The 14,684-nt window shown below is 72.0% G+C and carries 13 protein-coding genes; 7 read left to right on the top strand and 6 right to left on the bottom strand.

Annotated features, from left to right (window positions below):
* Nucleotides 1-14 precede the first annotated feature (14 nt).
* Nucleotides 15-800 (top strand): enoyl-CoA hydratase/isomerase family protein, encoded by a 786-nt coding sequence (locus tag KVF89_RS06070; RefSeq protein ID WP_257424275.1) that lies wholly within the window; start codon nucleotides 15-17, stop codon nucleotides 798-800.
* Here KVF89_RS06070 and KVF89_RS06075 read toward each other — a convergent pair whose 3' ends face one another.
* Nucleotides 801-1,706 (bottom strand): acyl-CoA thioesterase, encoded by a 906-nt coding sequence (locus KVF89_RS06075; protein WP_257424276.1) that lies wholly within the window; start codon nucleotides 1,704-1,706, stop codon nucleotides 801-803.
* A 56-nt stretch (nucleotides 1,707-1,762) separates the two neighbouring features.
* Here KVF89_RS06075 and KVF89_RS06080 point away from each other — a divergent pair, with 56 nt between their 5' ends.
* The 3 genes from KVF89_RS06080 (at nucleotide 1,763) to KVF89_RS06090 (ending at nucleotide 4,208) form a co-directional block, all read left to right on the top strand.
* Nucleotides 1,763-2,977: an acetyl-CoA C-acetyltransferase gene (locus KVF89_RS06080; RefSeq protein ID WP_257424278.1), complete on the top strand. Its 1,215-nt coding sequence runs from the start codon at nucleotides 1,763-1,765 to the stop codon at nucleotides 2,975-2,977.
* Between the two features lie 147 nt (nucleotides 2,978-3,124).
* Nucleotides 3,125-3,694, top strand: coding sequence for a GNAT family N-acetyltransferase (locus tag KVF89_RS06085; protein ID WP_257424280.1), 570 nt, complete (start codon nucleotides 3,125-3,127; stop codon nucleotides 3,692-3,694).
* A 4-nt stretch (nucleotides 3,695-3,698) separates the two neighbouring features.
* On the top strand, nucleotides 3,699-4,208 hold the full coding sequence (locus KVF89_RS06090; protein ID WP_257424281.1) for a MarR family winged helix-turn-helix transcriptional regulator: 510 nt from the start codon (nucleotides 3,699-3,701) through the stop codon (nucleotides 4,206-4,208).
* A gap of 237 nt (nucleotides 4,209-4,445) precedes the next feature.
* On the opposite strand, the gene ettA is transcribed toward KVF89_RS06090, so the two are convergent.
* The 5 genes from ettA to KVF89_RS06115 form a co-directional block, all read right to left on the bottom strand.
* Nucleotides 4,446-6,128 carry an energy-dependent translational throttle protein EttA gene (gene ettA, locus KVF89_RS06095; protein ID WP_257424283.1) on the bottom strand — a complete coding sequence of 561 codons (1,683 nt, stop codon included), beginning with the start codon at nucleotides 6,126-6,128 and terminating at the stop codon, nucleotides 4,446-4,448.
* A gap of 9 nt (nucleotides 6,129-6,137) precedes the next feature.
* Nucleotides 6,138-6,551: a single-stranded DNA-binding protein gene (locus KVF89_RS06100; RefSeq protein WP_257424285.1), complete on the bottom strand. Its 414-nt coding sequence runs from the start codon at nucleotides 6,549-6,551 to the stop codon at nucleotides 6,138-6,140.
* A 190-nt stretch (nucleotides 6,552-6,741) separates the two neighbouring features.
* Entirely contained in the window at nucleotides 6,742-8,325 is a 1,584-nt protein-coding gene (locus tag KVF89_RS06105) for a GTPase (protein ID WP_257424287.1), read from the bottom strand.
* 8 nt (nucleotides 8,326-8,333) lie between these two features.
* On the bottom strand, nucleotides 8,334-10,073 hold the full coding sequence (locus KVF89_RS06110; protein ID WP_257424290.1) for a GTPase domain-containing protein: 1,740 nt from the start codon (nucleotides 10,071-10,073) through the stop codon (nucleotides 8,334-8,336).
* Complete coding sequence (locus tag KVF89_RS06115; protein ID WP_257424292.1) at nucleotides 10,070-11,191, bottom strand: PrsW family intramembrane metalloprotease; 1,122 nt, start codon at nucleotides 11,189-11,191, stop codon at nucleotides 10,070-10,072. Before KVF89_RS06115 ends, KVF89_RS06110 begins: the two co-directional genes overlap by 4 nt.
* Nucleotides 11,192-11,262: 71 nt before the next feature.
* On the opposite strand from KVF89_RS06115, the gene KVF89_RS06120 reads away from it, so the two are divergent.
* From KVF89_RS06120 to KVF89_RS06130, 3 genes are all read left to right on the top strand, one after another.
* Nucleotides 11,263-12,693 (top strand): aminopeptidase P family protein, encoded by a 1,431-nt coding sequence (locus KVF89_RS06120; protein ID WP_257424294.1) that lies wholly within the window; start codon nucleotides 11,263-11,265, stop codon nucleotides 12,691-12,693.
* A 78-nt stretch (nucleotides 12,694-12,771) separates the two neighbouring features.
* Nucleotides 12,772-13,215, top strand: coding sequence for a universal stress protein (locus KVF89_RS06125; protein ID WP_257424296.1), 444 nt, complete (start codon nucleotides 12,772-12,774; stop codon nucleotides 13,213-13,215).
* A gap of 119 nt (nucleotides 13,216-13,334) precedes the next feature.
* A complete protein-coding gene (locus tag KVF89_RS06130; RefSeq protein ID WP_257424489.1) occupies nucleotides 13,335-14,675 on the top strand; it encodes an NAD-dependent malic enzyme in 1,341 nt (446 codons plus the stop codon).
* Nucleotides 14,676-14,684 lie beyond the last annotated feature (9 nt).

A 14,684-nucleotide genomic window follows, 5' to 3' on the forward strand; every position in this document is an offset into this window, starting at 1 on the left:
TCTATCCTGGGCGCATGACGCTGCAGGTCTGCGACGAGAACCGGGTCCGCACCCTGACCCTCGACCGCCCCGAGGCGCTGAACGCCTTCAACGAGGAGCTGTACGACGCCACGGCGGACGCTCTTCTCGCCGCGGCCGTGGACCCCGAGGTCGCCGTCGTGCTGCTGACCGGGGCGGGGCGTGCCTTCAGCGCCGGCACCGACCTGCTGGAGATGCACCGGCTGGCCACGGATCCGGGCTTCCCCCGCGGCAAGCACGGCTTCGTCGGCCTCGTCGACGCGCTGGTGGACTTCCCGAAGCCGCTCGTCGTGGCCGTCAACGGGTTGGGGCTGGGGATCGGCGCCACGATCCTCGGCTTCGCGGACCTCGGCCTCATGTCCGCCGAGGCCCGGCTCAAGTGCCCGTTCACCTCACTCGGGGTCGCGCCCGAGGCGGCGTCGTCGTACCTCTTCCCGGCGCTGGTCGGCCGCCAGAACGCGGCCTGGGCGCTCCTGTCCTCGGCCTGGATCAGCGCGTCCGAGGCGCGGGAGATGGGCCTGGTCAAGGAGGTCTGCGCGCCCGAGGACCTGATGGGCACCGCGCGCCGGCACGCCGAGGTGCTCGCCGCGAAGCCGATCTCGTCGCTGGTCGCGGTCAAGCGGGCGTTGGTCGAGCCGCATCGCGCCGCGATCCGGGCCGCCCGGGACCGGGAGAACGCGGCCTTCGCCGAGCTGATGGGCGGGCCGGCCAACATCGAGGCACTGACCGCCTTCGCCGAGGGCCGGGAACCCGACTTCACCCGCCTGCCGCCCGGCTGGTGATCAGCCGACGACCATGTCGCCGAGCGTCTCGATGAGAGCCTCGCGGAAGCCCGCGGCGGGTGTCACGGAGCGCTGGGTCTCGACGTCGAAGAAGACGAGCGCCACCTTCGAGCGGGCCAGCACCGCCCCACCGGCCGAGCCGTCGGTGCCGTCGGTGCCGTCGGTGATCTCGGACTCGATGACCATCGACTTGTTGCCGATCCGGGAGATCACCGACCAGCAGTCGTAGGACTGCGGCCGCAGCACGATCGGGGCGACGTACTCCACGTCCGCCTGGGCGATCACGCTCGCGATCCGGGGGAAGTCCTTCAGCCCGTGCTGCACGCGCCGGATCGTCGCGATCCGCGCCTCCTGGAAGTACTCGAAGTACTTCACGTTGTTGACGTGGCGGTAGATGTCGAGGTCGGAGAAGCGGACCTGTACCGGGTAGTGCGAGGCCCGGTCCCGGGGTACGTCGACCAGCACCGGCCGCGAGCGCACCTCGCCCAGCTCGGCGTACGGCGCCAACGCGTTCCGCTCCTGGTCGTCGAGGCGGCGCGGCGTCCCGGTCTCGAGGACGAAGGGCGCCAGGACCGTGCGGGCACGCAGGTAGACCGTGCGGGTGCCGTCGGCCTGCTCCTCGAACACCTCGTGGTCGAGGGTGAAGCTGGCCGCGCGGATCTCGCTCACCCAGGAGTCGATCGCCACCGCCTGGAACCGGAAGCGCAGCGGTGCTCGGAAGGTCACCTCGTGACGGCGCACGACGTAGGCGTCGTTGTGGTGATGCTCGACCCCCGCGGCCGTTCGGCAGGCGTGGAGCAGGGCGCCCCGCGCCTCCTGGAGGTAGTCGACGTACTTCACGTTGTTGACGTGGCTCAGCTGGTCGATGTCACCCCAGCGCAGGGGGCAGTCGTAGCGGTGACGCACGCGGCGCAGACTACGCTGTGCTGGTTCCGCCTCTCATCTCGCATCTAGGAGTCTCCATGCCTGAGGCCGTGATCGTTTCCGCAGCTCGTACGCCGATCGGCCGGGCCAACAAGGGATCGCTCAAGGACTTCCGTCCCGACGACCTGACCGCCTTCATCGCCCAGGCCGCGCTGGACAAGGTCCCCGCGCTCGACCCCAACGACGTCGACGACCTGCTCCTCGGCTGCGGTCTTCCCGGTGGCGAGGCCGGCAACAACATGGCCCGGATCGTGACCGCCCTGATGGGCTACGAGATCCCGGGCGCCACGGTCACCCGCTACTGCTCCTCGTCGGTGCAGACCTCGCGGATGGCCTTCCACGCGATCAAGGCCGGCGAGGGCGACGTCTTCATCTCCGCCGGCGTCGAGACCGTGTCGCGCTTCCAGTTCGGCACCTCCGACCACATCCCGAACACCAAGAACCCGCTGTTCGCCGACGCCGAGGGGCGCACCCAGGGGTACGCCGAGGGCGGGCGCGACTGGCACGACCCGCGCGAGGACGGCCTGCTCCCCGACGTCTACATCGCCATGGGCCAGACCGCCGAGAACGTCGCGCGGATGCGCGGCCTCAAGCGCGAGGACCTCGACCACTTCGGCGTCCGCTCGCAGAACCTCGCCGAGAAGGCGATCGCCGAGGGCTTCTGGGAGCGCGAGATCACCCCGGTCACCCTCGCCGACGGCACCGTGGTGACCAAGGACGACGGCCCGCGCGCCGGCGTCACCTACGACGCCATCTCGCAGCTGCAGCCGGTCTTCCGCCCCGACGGCGTGGTCACCGCCGGCAACTGCTGCCCGCTCAACGACGGTGCCGCCGCGGTCGTGATCATGTCCGACACCAAGGCCGCCGAGCTGGGCCTGACCCCGCTCGCCCGGATCGTCTCCACCGGCGTCTCGGGCCTGTCCCCCGAGATCATGGGCCTGGGCCCGGTCGAGGCCACGCGCAACGCCCTCAAGTACGCCGGCATGAGCATCGAGGACATCGACCTCGCCGAGATCAACGAGGCCTTCGCCGCCCAGGTCCTGCCGTCCGCCGAGGACCTCGGCATCCCGATCGAGAAGCTCAACGTCAACGGCGGCGCCATCGCCGTGGGGCACCCCTTCGGCATGACCGGTGCCCGCCTGCAGAACACGATGCTCAACTCCCTGCAGTGGCACGACAAGTCGACCGGCCTGATCACCATGTGCGTCGGCGGCGGCCAGGGCATGGCGATGATCCTGGAGCGGCTCAGCTGATTCCCCGACCCGGCGCAGATTGAACACGCCTGACCCCCGACCCGGCGCAGATTGAACAGTTGGCACCTCAATCTGCGCCGGGTCGGCGTCGTCTGCAGTTCAACCTGAGCCGGGTGGGTGTCGGTGGCGGGCCGTACCTTGCGGTGCATGAGCATCGAGGTGCGGCCCGCCACCGTTTTCGAGGACGTGAAGGCGCTGGTCGGGCCCAAGCGGGCGGACGCGAGCGTGTGCTGGTGCCTGAGCTATCGGATCCCGTCCACGGTCAACAACGCGATGCGCGGCGAGGAGCGCGGTGCGTACGTCGCCCGGCTGCTCGAGGACGGGCCGCTCGGCGTGCTGGCCTACGACGGCGACGTACCGGTCGGCTGGGCGGCGGTCGCGCCCCGCTCGGCGACGACCTTCGCCCGCAACCGCAAGATCCCCCAGGTCGACGACCTGCCGGTGTGGTCGCTGTGGTGCATCCGGGTCCGGCCGGGGCACCGCGGCCAGGGCATCTCCCATGACCTCATCGCCGGTGCCGTCGAGTTCGCGCGCGGGCAGGGAGCACCCGCGGTCGAGGCGTACCCGCTCGACAACGGTGCCGCGAAGGTCGACCAGACCATGGCCTACGCCGGCCTGCGGGCCAACTTCGAGGCGGCCGACTTCCGGTACGTCGCCGACACCACGTCCGTCCTGAACGGACACCCTCGGGTGCTGATGAGGATCGCCTTAGACTGACGCGGTGACTGACGAGAGCGCTGGGCCCGTGGCGACCGGCCACGAGCCGCGGTGGCTCGACCAGGACCAGCAAGGCGCCTGGCGCTCGTTCCTCCTCGGCACCACCCTGCTCCTGGACCGCCTCGACGAGGACCTGCGCCGCGAGCACGGACTCTCCGCCGTCGAGTACGAGATCCTGGTCCGGCTCTCCGAGGCCGAGGGGACCCTGCGGATGGCCCAGCTCGCCGCCGCGCTCGCCCACAGCCGTAGCCGCGTCACGCACACCGTCAAGCGGATGGAGGCAGCGGGTCTCGTCGTCCGCGAGGATTCCCCCGAGGATGGTCGCGGCGTCGACTGCCGACTCACCGACGCCGGCCAGGACATGCTGCGCACAGCGGCTCCCGACCACGTCGAGACCGTGCGCCAGTCGCTCATCGACCTCGTCGACCCTGACGACCTGCTGGCGTTGGGCCGGGTGATGAACGCGGTCTGCGACCAGCTGATCTGCGCGCACCCGGAGCGCGAGATCAGGTAGCCGGGCTCTGCGGCGCGAGGCACGAGCGACGCGCTCGCGCCATCAATACCGACCGTGTGGCCGCCAGGCGAACGGTGGGCCTACGAAGGCCAACCGCGCGCGCGGCAGCGTGGCGCCGCCAGGGGCGAGCCGCGCAGGCCGGAGGAACGTGAGACGCAGGGAGCGAGGAACGAGCGACCGGAGCGAGCGTGCCGCCGGCCGGAGCGGGAGCCCCGCCCGGCGGCGACACGCTCGCGCCTAATCACGCGTCAGGCGGCGGTGGGTGACCCGGTGCGGCCGGGCCGCCTCGACGCCGAGGCGTTCGATCTTGTTCTCCTCGTAGGAGGCGAAGTTGCCCTCGAACCAGAACCACTCGCCCTCGCTGTCCTCGGTGCCCTCCCACGCGAGGATGTGCGTGGCGACACGGTCGAGGAACCAGCGGTCGTGGGAGGTCACGACGGCACAGCCCGGGAAGTCGAGCAGCGCGTCCTCGAGCGCGGACAGGGTCTCGACGTCGAGGTCGTTGGTCGGCTCGTCGAGGAGCAGCATGTTGCCGCCCTGCTTGAGGGTCAGCGCCAGGTTGAGACGGTTGCGCTCTCCGCCGGAGAGCACGCCGGCCTTCTTCTGCTGGTCCGGACCCTTGAAGCCGAACGACGCGACGTAGGCGCGGCTGTTCATCTCGAAGTTGGCGACCTTGATGAAGTCCAGGCCGTCGGAGACGACCTCCCAGACGTTCTTCTGGGGGTCGATGCCGCCCCGGCTCTGGTCGACGTAGGAGATCTTCACCGTCTGGCCGACGTTGAGCTTCCCGGAGTCCGGCTCCTCGCCACCGGTGATCATCCGGAACAGCGTCGTCTTGCCGACACCGTTGGGACCGACGACGCCGACGATGCCGGCGCGCGGGAGCGTGAAGGAGATGTCGTTCCACAGCACCCGGCCCTCGAAGCCCTTGGTGAGGTGCTCGGCCTCGAGGACGACGTCACCGAGGCGCGGACCCGGCGGGATGTTGATGTCGGCGGCGTCGATCTTGCGGGCCTTGTCGGCCTCCGCGGCCAGCTCCTCGTAGCGGGCGAGACGCGACTTGGACTTGGTCTGGCGCGCCTTGGCGTTGGAGCGCACCCACTCCAGCTCCTTCTCGAGCATCTTGGCGCGCTTGGCGTCCTTGGCGCCCTCGACCTTGAGCCGGTCCTTCTTGGTCTCGAGGTAGGTCGAGTAGTTGCCCTCGTAGCCGTGGATCGAGCCGCGGTCGACCTCGGCGATCCACTGGGCGACGTTGTCGAGGAAGTACCGGTCGTGGGTGACGGCCAGGACGGCGCCCGGGTAGGACTTGAGGTGTCCTTCGAGCCACTGGACCGACTCGGCGTCGAGGTGGTTGGTGGGCTCGTCGAGCAGCAGCAGGTCGGGCTGCAGCAGCAGCAGCTTGCACAGCGCGACGCGGCGGCGCTCACCACCGGACAGGTTGTCGACGAGCACGTCCGACGGCGGGCAGCGCAACGCGTCCATCGCCTGCTCCAGGCGGCTGTCGAGGTCCCACGCGTTCATGTTGTCGAGCTCGGTCTGCAGCTCGCCGGTCTCGGCCATGAGCGCGTCCTGGTCGGCGTCGGGCTCGCCCATCTCCATGTAGGCGTCCTCCAGGCGCTTCATCTTCGCCTTGGTGTCGGCGACCGCCTCCTCGACGTTCTCGAGCACCGTCTTGCCCTCGGTGAGCGGCGGCTCCTGCTGGAGCATGCCGACCGTGGCGTCGGGATCGCGGACGATGTCGCCGTTGTTGGGCTGGTCGAGCCCGGCCATCAGCTTGAGCAGCGAGGACTTGCCCATGCCGTTGGGGCCGACGACGCCGATCTTCGCGCCGTGCAGGAACGACAGCGTGACATTGTCGAGGACCACCTTGTCGCCGTGGGCCTTGCGCACATTGCGCAGAGAGAGGACGTACTCAGCCATGCCCCCAGGCTACGCAGCGGCGGCCCCCCGGTCGTGGTCGGGGTCTCCCGCCGCAGCGGCGGAGGCGGCCTTGACGAAGGTCGCGACGCCGCGGGTGAGGTCGTGGCCGATGGTCAGGGCCTCGATCTCGAGGGCGACGACCTCCAGGCCGCTCTTGTTCACGTAGGTGCGGTGCTCGAGCCGGCCGTGCACGAGGACCGGGTCACCCTGGTGCAGGGACGGCCCGCCGTGGGTCGCGAGACGGCGCCACGCGCTGACGCCGTACCACTGCGGCTGGCCGTCGACCCAGGTGCCGGAGGCGCGGCTGAAGTGGCGTGGGGTGCAGCCCAGCCGGAAGTTGAGGACGGGCACCCCACCGACCTCCCTCAGCATCGGCGTGGTGCCGATCCAGCCCTGCACGGTGACCATCGTCTGGTGGGACATCTCGGTCTCTCCTCTCGTCGGTGCCGGCCGCGGGAGCGACCGGTCGCCGACGAGTCCACGCCACCGGGCCGACGGTGCGCCCCAGGGCATGGGCCACCTGTGGACGGAGCCGTGCACCGACGGGTCCTGTGGAGATCCGACGGCCTCCCCACAGAGCCCTGTGCCGCGCGGGACTGGACCTACGCGGACCTCAGCCGCGCGCGGTCTCGATGCCGCGACGGAAGGCGGCGTACGACGCCAGCTCGGCCCCGATCGGCTGCACGACGTCGCTCTCGAGGACCTGGTGGACGACGCCGCGCAGGCGCTCGTCGGCCTGGTCGGCGCGCTGGCGGGCCAGACCCCGGACCAGCATCCCGCCGACCCCGGCGAGCAGCAGCCCGAGCACGAGCCCGCCGATGCCGAGCACCGCGGGGAGCCGGAGGCCGGCCACCTCGGACAGGTCCTTCGTGGTGCCCTGCACCGCAGCGACGCCCCACCAGACGAAGCCGCCGACGGCGGCGAGCAGGAGCAGCCAGTGGAGCAGCCGGACGAGACTCACCCAGGCGGGCAGACGGCCACCGAGGTCGACGCCGCGCAGGCCCTTCTCGAGCCGCTCGCCGGTCGCGGCCAGCCGCGCCGACGCGGCGTCACGGACCCGCGGCGCCCAGGCCGGGCCGATGCCGTCGGAGACCTCGTCGGCGAGCGCCCGGACCGTGGTGTCGACCGCGGCCCGGTCCAGCGGCGCGACCTCGGGGTCGGACCCCGTTGCGTCCTCGCCGCGCCGCAGCAGTGCGATGGGCGGCCACGAGACCGCGCTCCGGGCCCGCTCCCCCACGGTCCGCTCGATGCCCTCGACGACCGCGGAGATGCCGGCAGCGTCGGCGATGCGGTCCTCGACCTCCTCGACGCGATGTCCGGGCAGCTCGGGCGCGGCCGTCGTGCCGCCGGCCTGCTCGAGGCGGCCCGCGGCCGCGTCGATGTCGGCCTCAACCCGCAGGCTGGTGCTGCGCTTGTCGTTGACCCGACGCAGGATCTCGGCGCGGAGCTCGGCCATGCCGATGCCCTCCTTCGCCGAGATCGGCAGCACCTGCACCTGGGGCAGCCCGTCCTCGGCGAGCAGCCGCTTGACGTCGTCGATCATCGCCTGGCGGCGCTCGGGGGGCACGGTGTCGATGTGGTTGAGCGCGACCAGCATGACGCCCTGGTGGGTACCCATCGGCTTGAAGTAGCGGTCGTGGACCGCCGCGTCGGCGTACTTCTGCGGGTCGAGGATCCACACCATCAGGTCGGCGACCGCGACGAGCCGGTCGACCTCCAGGTGATGGGCGACCTCGGTGGAGTCGTGGTCCGGGAGGTCGAGGAGGACGACGCCGTCGAACTCCGACTCCGACCGGGTGTCGAGCATCGAGTCACGCATGGTCTGGTGCCGCGGCGGGATGCCGAGCCAGTCCAGCAGCTCCCCGGCGCCCTCGCTCCCCCACACCACGGCCGTGGCCCAGGAGGTCGTGGGGCGGCGGATGCCGACCGAGGACAGCTCGAGGCCGGTCAGGGCGTTGTAGGTCGACGACTTGCCCGAGCCGGTCGCGCCGGCGATGGCCACCACCGTGTGCCGGGCCGAGAGGCGCAGGCGCCCGGTGGACTTCTCCACGGCCGTGGCGACGTCGTCGAGCACCGCGTCCGCCACCCGACCGCGGGCGGCGTCGACCGCCGCGCCGAGGCCGGCGACCCGGGTGCCGATCGAGGTGCCACGGGTCGCGAGGTCCCCCGGGATCCTGTCGTCGAGCCCTTCAGCCAACGGTGCAGTCACAGGTGTCCACCCGTCCCCTTCTTCGCCGCGGCGAACCGCAGGTCGTCCACTCGTCGGGCTGCCTGGCGCAGCTGGTCCGGAGCATCCGGCTTGAGCTCCCACTGAGCGGCCGGCGCGAGGTACCGGGCGCGCTCGGCGGCCATCAGGGTGGTGAGCCGACGCGTCAGCGTGCCGCGGGCCTGGTCGACCACGCGGGCGGCGCCGGCGGCGCCGAGGGTGCTCTCCAACAGGGTCCGGCCCAGCCGCACCGACTCGGCCGCGGCACCCTGTGGTTCCGGGCCGGCCAGCGCCACGACGCCCAGCGTGACGGCGAGTCCGCGCGCCCCGAGCGCGAGGAAGCGGGCACTGTGGCGCGCGTCGCCGGCCTCGTGCTTGACGAACTCCTGGAGCTCCTCGTGCCAGCTCCGGATCTCCTGCTCCGCGTGCGAGCGCAGACCACGCCCGGCCCGGGTGAGGTCGTCGGTCGTCGACCTGAGCAGCGCCTCGCCGTACGACCGCTCCCGCCAGGCGGCGGCCGCCGTCGCGGCCGCCCGCTCCGCATGGTCGGCGACCAGTGCCTCGATGCCCATCTCGATCGCCACGCCGACCCGCTCGGCCTGCTGCGGCTTGCCCTTGATCGCGTTGACCAGTCGCTCGCGCACGAAGCCCACCTTGGCCTCGAGGGTGCGGGTCAGCTCACCGCTGCCGACGAACTCCTGCCAGCGCGCCAGCAGGTCACCGCGCAGGAGCGTGCCGTCACCGCCGGCGGCGAGCAGCGCGGTCTGCGCGTCGTCGTACACCTGGTCGGCGACCGTCAGCAGCTCGCCGACCGCCTCGACCTGCTGGGCGACGGCATCGGCGATGGGGAACGCCTTGCGGGTCACCGTGCGCACCGCGCCGGCGACGGTCTGGTTGACGACCTCGCGCTTGGCGGCCACGTCGGCCGCGAGCGCCTCGAGCCAGCCCTTGATCTCGGTGCCGTACGACGCCGGCAGCAGTCCCTCGTCGCTGACCGTGCCCTGTGGGACGGCGAACAGCGGGCTGTCCTTGAGCCCGCGGGCCGCCATCATCCGGGCGAGGTGGACCGAGACGGTCGCGACGTCCTCCTCCGGCGTCCGGCTCAGGACGAGGGCGACGGCGGTGTTGCGGTCGACGGCGTTCTTGAGGTGCTCCCACGGGACCTGGTCGGAGTAGCGCGCCGCGGAGGTCACGAACAGCCACAGGTCGGCGGCAGCGAGGAGCTGGGCGGCGAGCTCGCGGTTGCGCTCGTCGACCGAGTCGACGTCGGGGGCGTCGAGGACCGCCAGCCCGCGCGGCACCGCGGTGCTGGGGACGAGCTGGATCGCGAACTGGTCGTTGGTGGCCTGCTGGACGCGCGCGAGCTCGGGCAGCAGCCGGTCGGCACCGAACCAGCGGCCGTCCTCGGGGTGGTGGACCAGGACGGGCGAGCGGGTCGTGGGACGCAGCAGGCCCGGGACGGTGACCCGGCTGCCGACCAGTGTGTTGACGAGGGTGGACTTGCCGGCTCCCGTCGAGCCACCGACCACCACCAGCAGCGGGGCGTCGAGCTCGGTGAGCCGCGGGATGATGTAGTCCTCGAGCTGCTCGATGATGTGCTCGCGCCCCACCCGCAGCGCGCCCACGCCCGGGAGGTCGAGCGGGAGCGGCGCGTTGAGCAGGGATCCGTGCAGACGGACCACCTCGGTGAGCATCCTGCTCCCGAGGAAGCTGTCGCTGAGATCGGCGCCGAGGGTCATCGCTGGGGTACCACCTGTCCGGGAAATGCGATCCGCGGCCGGGCCGCCTGGATCCGACCGAGGAAGTCCTGACCGCGCGTCTGCCAGTCGGCAGGGGCGGTGCCTCGCAGCAGCCGGTGGTGCAGATAGCCGAGCTCGATGGCGGCCTGCTGATAGTCGCGCATCGCGCGCTCCGCCTCCGGCCCGCCCTGCAGGCGGGCGTGGCGACGGGCGTCGCGACGGGCGCGCAGGTCCACGACCCACCCGATGTCGGTGGCCGGCAGGAGGCCGCGCCGCGCGGCGTCGGTGAGCGCCATCCGCAGCACGTGGGCCTCGGTCTCCCGGGCCCACCACGCCAGCGCGATCATGCCGATGAACGCCGGCGCCATGATCACGACGTACACGATGGCGAAGCTGCCGAACCCGAACACGGTCGAGCCGTTCCAGACGGCGTGGGCGAGCACCGCGAGGAGGTAGCCGCCGAGCGGGGCCAGCCACCGCACCGTCCTGCTCCTAGAGCTGACGGCGATGCCGATGCCGATGCCGAGGAACGCGGTGAACAGCGGGTGCGCGAAGGGGCTGAAGATGCAGCGGATCACGAAGGTCCCGGTCACGGCCTCGATGCCGCCGGGGCCCAGGCCGTCGGTGCCGTTCCAGGCGGCGGCGAGGTAGAGGATGTTCTCGGTGAAGGCGAAGCCGACACCGACCATGCCGGCGTACACGATGCCGTCGAGGATCCCGTCCACCTCCGCGCGCCGCCACCACAGCAGCAGCACCAGGAACAGGCCCTTGCTGGCCTCCTCGATCACCGGCGCCGCGACAGCCAGGGAGAAGTCGTCGGTGAAGCCGACGAGCAGGCCGCCGAGCCCCTGGACGACGATCGCGGCCATGGTCGCGACGAAGGCGCCCCACGCGAGGCCGGCGACGAGCAGCGCGCGCGGCTCGGGCTCGTAGCGGTCCAGCCAGAGGTACGCCGCCAGCACCGGTCCGACCGGCAGCGCGGCGAGGGCCGTCGCCAGCAACGTGATGGTCGGGGCGCCCGACAGGGCGAGGATCAGTAGGGTGAGCAGCGCGCCGAGCGCCACCGCCACGGTCACGAGGACCGTGAAGGCAACACTGTTGCGGCGGGCTGCAGGCATGGGGGAACCCTATCGGGAGCGGCTGCCGCGCCCCCGATCGCCGTGTGTGCGGGCGAGCGTACAGTGACGATGTGAGTGCGGACATCACCAGCGACAGCCCCCAGAACGCCCCCAAGACGGAGCAGCACGACCCGGCCGTCCCCGAGGCCTACGCCGCCTTCATGCGGACTGGTTGGGACGAGCGCGAGGACGATGTCGCGCGCCATCCGGTCGCCGACCTCGCCGCCGCCCGCCGTACCCGCCTGGCCGAGGCCTTCCCCGGCGAGCGCCTGGTCCTGCCCGGCGGCGGCTACCAGGTGCGCGCCTACGACACGGACTACCGCTTCCGCGCCGACACCGCGCACGCCTACTACTCCGGCAACCACACGTCCGACGCCGTCCTGGTCGTCGAGCCCGACGGCTCCTCGGTGCTCTACGCGCGCCCGCGCTCGGGTCGTGACACGGACGAGTTCTTCCGCGACCGGCAGTACGGCGCCCTGTGGGCCGGCAAGCGCCCGTCCGCCGGCGAGCTGGAGGCGGCCCTCGGCCTGCCGGTCAAGCACGTCGACGAGCTCGAGGCGGATCTGGCGAAGGGCGCGAAGACCCGCGTGCATCGCGGCGTCTCCGCCGTCGTGGACGGCCTGGTGGCCGGAGACGTGGGCCGCGACGGCGAGCTGGCCCGGGTCGCCTCGGAGATGCGCCTGGTCAAGGACGCCTGGGAGGTCGCGGAGCTGCAGGCCGCGGTCGACGCGACCACGCTGGGCTTCGAGGACTGCGTGCGCGAGTGGGACCGGGTGATCGAGCACGGCGAGCGCTGGCTCGAGGGCACCTTCTTCCGCCGCGCCCGCACGATGGGCAACGACCTCGGCTACGAGTCGATCGTGGCCGGCGGCCCCCACGCGACCACCCTGCACTGGATCGAGAACTCCGGCCCGATCGTCCCCGGCCAGCTGGTCCTGTGCGATATGGGCGTCGAGGGCGCGAACCTCTACACCGCCGACGTCACCCGCACGCTGCCGGTCAGCGGCACCTTCTCGCCGCTCCAGCGCGACCTCTACACGCTGGTGCTGCGGGCGCAGGACGCCGCGTTGGCGGCTCTGCGCCCCGGCGAGCGCTTCCTCGCCGGGCACGACGCCGCGATGCAGGTCCTGGCCCACGGGCTCGGTGACCTCGGCCTGCTGCCGGTCAGCGTCGACGAGGCGCTCTCCCCCGACTCGCGCGTCTACGCCCGCTGGACGCTGCACGGCGTGAGCCACATGCTCGGCATGGACGTCCACGACTGCGGCCAGGCCGCCCCGGAGGCCTACCGCGAGGCCGAGCTGGTCGAGGGCATGGTGCTGACCGTCGAGCCCGGCCTCTACTTCCAGGCCGACGACCTGCTCGTCCCCGAGGAGCTGCGCGGCATCGGCATCCGGATCGAGGACGACGTCGTCGTCACCGCCGACGGCGTCGACAACCTCTCGGCCGCGCTCCCGCGCAGCCCCGAGGCCGTCGAGGAGTGGATGGCCGCCCTCCGCGGGTGATGTGACCCCGCGTGGTGCCGTGCCGCTGCGCTACGTTGCTGCCCTGACAACTCGGTCGGGCTCGGACAGGAGTGAGCGATGGCGGACAAGACGATCGTGACCGGCGTGGACGGCAGCGACACCGCGCTGGCAGCGGCCGAGAAGGCCGCCACCCTGGCCCAGGCCCTGGGAGCGCGGCTGCACATCGTCTCCGCCTTCGGCCGGTACGAGTCCGAGACCGTGCAGATCGGGAGCGACACCCTGATCCTCAGCTCCGAGCGGGACGCCGAGGAGGTCGCCGCCAAGGTCGCGAACGCGCTGCGCGGCACCCACCCCGGGGTCGAGGTCACCACCGCCGCCTCCGACGGCAAGCCCGGCGAGGCGCTGGTGGCCGCGGCCGAGCAGCTCGGCGCCGAGCTGATCGTCGTCGGCAACAAGCGGGTCCAGGGCATCGCCGGCCGGGTCCTCGGCAGCATCGCCCGCGACGTGGCCGCGCACGCCTCCTGCGACGTGTACGTCGCGCACACGCACGAGCGCAAGTAGCCGGTGGCCGGCCCGCGCGATCGCCCGAGGACGCCCGCGACTTCCGAGTAACCCCCGGACGGGTCGAGACTGGGTCCGTGCCCACCAGGACTGCCACTGCCTCGTCGTACTCCATCACGATGCGCCTCCACACGACCGTCGACCACGGCGTCGTGGGCGAGGTCGCCACCGCGATCGCCGGAGCCGGCGGGATGGTGACCGCGATCGACGTCGCGGACTCCAGCCCCCAGCGGCTCACCGTCGACGTCACCTGCTCGGCGGCCGACGCCGAGCACGCCGCCGACCTCCAGACCGCAGTCGCGGCGGTCGCGGGCGTCGAGGTCCACAAGGTCTCCGACCGCACCTTCCTCATCCACCTCGGCGGCAAGATCGAGGTCGCCTCCAAGGTCCCGCTGCGGACCCGCGACGACCTGTCGCTCGCCTACACCCCCGGCGTCGGTCGAGTGTCGATGGCGATCGCGGAGAACCCCGAGGACGTACGCCGCCTCACCATCAAGGGCAACGCCGTCGCGGTCGTCACCGACGGCTCCGCCGTCCTGGGCCTGGGCAACATCGGGCCGGGCGCGGCGCTGCCGGTCATGGAGGGCAAGGCCGCGCTCTTCAAGCGGTTCGGCGAGATCGACGCCTGGCCGATCTGCCTCGACACCCAGGACACCGACGAGATCGTGCGCGCCGTCGAGCTGATCGCACCTGGGTTCGGCGGCATCAACCTCGAGGACATCGCGGCACCGCGGTGCTTCGAGATCGAGGCCCGGCTGCGCGAGCGTCTCGACATCCCGGTCTTCCACGACGACCAGCACGGGACGGCGATCGTCGTGCTCGCCGCCCTCACCAACGCGCTGCGCGTGGTGAAGAAGGAGGTCGGTACGGCGCGCATCGTCGTCTCCGGCGGCGGCGCGGCCGGCACCGCGATCGTGAAGCTGCTGCTCGCGGCCGGCGTGCGCGACGTCGTGGTCGTCGACCGCAACGGCGCACTCGTCGACGGGGCCCCGGACCTGTCCGCCGCGCACCGGGAGCTGGCCGCGCTCACCAACCGGGAACGGCGGACCGGCGGCCTGCAGCAGGTGCTCGAGGGCGCCGACGTGTTCATCGGCGTCAGCGCCCCCGGCATCCTCAGGCCGGAGTGGATCCCGACCATGGCCGCCGACCCGGTCGTCTTCGCCCTCGCGAATCCCGACCCCGAGGTCGACCCGGCCGCCGCCGCGCGCTTCGCCGCCGTCGTCGCGTCGGGCCGCTCCGACTTCCCGAACCAGATCAACAACGTGCTCGCCTTCCCCGGGGTCTTCCGGGGCCTGCTCGACGCCCGCGCCTCCGAGGTGACGATGGAGATGATGCTCCGCGCCGCCGAGGCCATCGCGCACGTCGTACGCGACGACGAGCTGAACGCCAACTTCATCATGCCCTCCGTCTTCCACCCCGAGGTGCATCACGCGGTCGCCGCCGCGATCGCCGGACACTGAGCGATACCC

Origin of the sequence: Nocardioides carbamazepini, assembly GCF_024614185.1 — a bacterium.
Lineage (GTDB): Bacteria > Actinomycetota > Actinomycetes > Propionibacteriales > Nocardioidaceae > Nocardioides > Nocardioides carbamazepini.